The sequence below is a fragment of the Aquiflexum sp. genome (assembly GCF_041749095.1).
Classification (GTDB): domain Bacteria; phylum Bacteroidota; class Bacteroidia; order Cytophagales; family Cyclobacteriaceae; genus Aquiflexum.
This window is the reverse complement of sequence record NZ_JBGTCA010000424.1, coordinates 1-2,690: the sequence shown is the minus strand read 5'-3', so window position 1 is coordinate 2,690 and position 2,690 is coordinate 1. Positions and strand designations below refer to the sequence as shown.

The window sequence follows — 2,690 nt, the reverse complement described above, 5'->3', positions numbered from 1 at the left end:
AGGACAAAGCCCACATTGCTTTGTCCTATTTCCCCGATCACATTTTGTCCAAGAAGTTAATGTCAAATTTCATTTCATACTCGCATAAACTAATATTTGGTGTTACTTCTACTGCGTATTTTATTTTCTCGTCCATTTTATTAGCTACAATAATTCCATAAACATTTTTGTCTTTAGCAAGGTTGATTTTTACCCACCCCATATATCTTAAAAGCTGTCCTAATGCTCTGTCCATACCTTTTGAAAGCTTAGTTTCAAAAACATAAAAGTCTCCTTTTTCATCAATCGTTAGAATGTCAATTGGACCAACTTCTGTTGGATATTCTTTTCCTCTTCTTTCTCCGTCCTCAAATAATTTTAATTTATGTTTCTTAATTGTAGTCAGATTGCGGATTAAAAAATCCTGCAAATGTTCTTCAAGTGCAAAGAGATATGATTCCTTTTCAATTGTAACTTCGTCTGCTGTCCGAATTGTATTTGTTTCTTGCCCAATTCCGAGTCCCATTTTCTGCTCATGAACACGGAATTCTTTGTATCTCTTAAATGCGTTCGATTCTTGTTTATGTGAAGTGTCATCATTTTGTCTGAACTCAGGAACAGCATACCAGTTATTATAGATAATATCCAGGTCTATCGGATTTTTAATTTCATACAAACTGTCAACAGGCAACATTGATTTTGATTTAAGGTCTTTTGATAATTTGTCGATTTTTCCAGAGTAAGCACTAATGCTACTTGGGTGACCACTTGTCTGTCATCCAATTGATAAAACTTTCTTTTTCTGTCATATTATTTTGTTAACGGTTGTCTTTACCGTTACAAATTCTAAACCTAATCATTATCACGTTATCAAAAGATACCGTAAACAGGGTATTTTTACATCCACAAACTAAAAATCACAACCCCACCGTGCCCAAAGTTTTCCTAATCGCCTCCATATTCACTTTCAAAGCCTCCTCATTTCCCAAATCATTAAGCGCCTGATTAAAGGGTTCTGTCCGGAGAGGTCCGTCGTATCCGATGTCCAATATGCCCTGCATAAACTCCTTGATGGGTATCACTCCGGTGGCCATGGGGAGTTCCCGCTTGCCGTCCACTTGGGTTTCACGGGTGAAGCCTGACCGTGCATCATTGATGTCGACGACTATGATGTCCTCCGGTTTGAGGGTTCGGATATCATCAATGCTTTCATTGGCACAGTACCAATGGAAACTGTCCAGGACAAAGCCCACATTGCTTTGTCCTATTTCCCCGATCAGTTCCTTGCCTTCTTTCATGCTGCTGATAAATGGATAGCGTGCAGCGACCACCAATGGCCTTGTGCCCAGGTATTCCAGTCCCAGCATGATGCCATGGTCTTTCATGACTTTGGCACATCCACCCAAGCGATAGGAATGCTGCTTCATGTTTTCGTTGTAGGTAAGTTCGGCATGTGAGGAAATGATCCAGGTATTGATGCGGGTGGCACCCTGTTTTTCCATGGTTTCGCAGAACTTTCTCAGTTTTTTGAAGTCATCATTGAACCTGATATTGTCCTGTCTGAATTCCACCGGAATATTGTTTGAATCATAAGTGATATTATGGGATTCCATTTTGGCCAATAGCTCGTTCAGTTGCCCATCTGAGTAGTTTTCCATCACTTCTTGGGTGAAGGGGCTGATGGCCTCATAGCCATATTGAATGGCGTAGTCGAGTGTTTGGGCAAAGTTTGCCTTGACCCCTATGATGCCGGGATTAAGGGCTATTTTGAATTTTCTTGTTGGATCTTGATTGGCGTATAAATTAGAATATGGCATGGATGCCAATCCCATGGAGGCAATAGAGGTATTTTGGATAAATTTTCTTCTATTCATAGTTCAAGGTTTTACAGCTCAATATAGGTTTTTTGAATTGGGTTCAAAAGGATAAATTGACCGTTGGATGCAGTTTGTATCCTTATGGCAAGAATTTGTTTGTTGTGGGGGTTTTTAGAGATACATTGAAATGTGATTTTCTCAAATCTGGAATATGTGTTCTTTTGGATTCTGAAACACCTGCTAAAAGTGAATGTCAGTTTATATAGTTACTTTTTTTCTTGACAAAAAAAGTAACCAAAAAAGTCAAGACGGCGGAATCCTATCCGCGCACAAGGCCAACGCCGACCCGGTCCGCCGTCCTCCCACCCGCGTCAACCCGAAAAGATTACTTTTAGATTAAGGATTCTGAGAAACCAAGCCAATACCTAATTCCAAAATCAAACCATATACTATGAAACAATTGAAAATCCTTCTATTAGCAATTCTTACTTTCAGCCTACAATCCTTATCAGCGCAAGAAAGCAAAGTTTTCGACAACCTGACTATGGATAGTAAAATCCTCAACATGGAAAGGAAATACGCCATTTACCTCCCTCCCGGATATGAAAGTTCACAACGTTCCTACCCTGTCCTATACTTGCTGCATGGCGGAGGAGATGACCAAACAGGATGGGTGCAGTTTGGTGAAGTGCAGCAAATAACCGACAAAGCCATCAAAGAAGGAAAAGCCACCGCCATGATCATCGTTATGCCGGATGCCAATACCGGGAGACGGGGATATTTCAACGATGTCAACAATGAATGGCGGTATGAGGATTTCTTTTTTGAGGAACTGATGCCCGAAGTGGAAAAGAAATACAGGATCAAATCCGAAAAAAGATACCGGGCCATAGC

3 protein-coding genes are annotated in these 2,690 nt (G+C 40.4%); 1 reads left to right on the top strand and 2 read right to left on the bottom strand.

The annotated features are described in order from the left end of the window. Positions 1-37: 37 nt before the first annotated feature. Together ACEW8O_RS19290 and ACEW8O_RS19285 are read right to left on the bottom strand one after the other, a co-directional pair. Positions 38-673: an endonuclease NucS domain-containing protein gene (locus ACEW8O_RS19290; protein WP_373496262.1), complete on the bottom strand. Its 636-nt coding sequence runs from the start codon at positions 671-673 to the stop codon at positions 38-40. Positions 674-896: 223 nt separating this feature from the next. After that, a complete protein-coding gene (locus ACEW8O_RS19285; RefSeq protein ID WP_373496261.1) occupies positions 897-1,853 on the bottom strand; it encodes a sugar phosphate isomerase/epimerase family protein in 957 nt (318 codons plus the stop codon). Between the two features lie 394 nt (positions 1,854-2,247). On the opposite strand from ACEW8O_RS19285, the gene ACEW8O_RS19280 reads away from it, so the two are divergent. Beyond that, on the top strand, positions 2,248-2,690 hold a 443-nt coding region (locus ACEW8O_RS19280), incomplete at its 3' end, for an alpha/beta hydrolase (RefSeq protein ID WP_373496260.1).